Annotated in this window: 1 protein-coding gene; it reads right to left on the bottom strand. The window is 29.7% G+C overall.

From position 1 onward, the window contains the following. On the bottom strand, positions 1-891 hold an 891-nt coding region (locus WH52_RS14735), incomplete at both ends, for an immunoglobulin domain-containing protein (RefSeq protein ID WP_086031728.1).

The following is an 891-nucleotide window of genomic DNA, read 5'->3' as shown; positions in this document are numbered from 1 at the left end:
TGTTAATTGATTTCCCCATAAATAAAGTAAACCTAATTTTGTTAAACTACCTAGTTCTCCTGGAATTTCACCTGTTAAAAGGTTTTCAGATAAATTCAGGCTAGTAAGATTAGTTAACGCTCCTAATTCAACAGGTATAACTCCTGTTAATTGATTCTTATTTAAAGAAATCTCCTTGAGATTACTCAGAGCACTTATATTAGGTGATATCTCTCCGCTTAACTTATTTGCCCCGATAACCAAATGAGTTAAATTAGTTAAATTAAATAATTCATCAGGTATAATTCCAGATAATTCATTTAATGAAATATCCAAAATTTTAATTTCACTCAACTCACTAATTTCTGTAGGAATAGTACCTACTATATTGTTATCGCTTAACCATAACTCAACTACTCTATTATTTTCTAACCTAACTCCATGCCAATTACTTATTGGAGAGTTTAAATCCCATTTATGAGTCCAATTATCTCCATTAGCACTATCATATAATGCCTTTAACGCGTTATAATCTGGGTGGGATGTATTACTATAATTTATAGTTATATTTTGTTGTACTAGCTCTAAGTTAGTTATTGTACTATTTGTTACTTTTAAATTGTAAACACCAGCATCACTAGGGCTCATCGAAGCAATAGAATAAGTTTTGTTTACTGCACCGTCTATAGCACCCCCATCTTTATACCATTGATAAGAATTGTTAGTACTATTTGATACTGTTTCCCCAAAAACAGTTGAGGTTAGTTTAAATCCCTCCCCATCTTTAACATTTTCTTCTCTAATCTCATCAAACTTATCTTGAGGTGAATATGTAAATGTATTTAAATTTTTATATTGATTGAACTCATCTTCAAAATCTCCAAAAATAAAATTGTTATTCTCTATTTTTAA

Origin of the sequence: Tenacibaculum holothuriorum (assembly GCF_002120225.1) — a bacterium.
In the GTDB taxonomy this organism is placed as follows: domain Bacteria; phylum Bacteroidota; class Bacteroidia; order Flavobacteriales; family Flavobacteriaceae; genus Polaribacter; species Polaribacter holothuriorum.
This window is presented reverse-complemented; position numbering and strand designations above follow the sequence as displayed.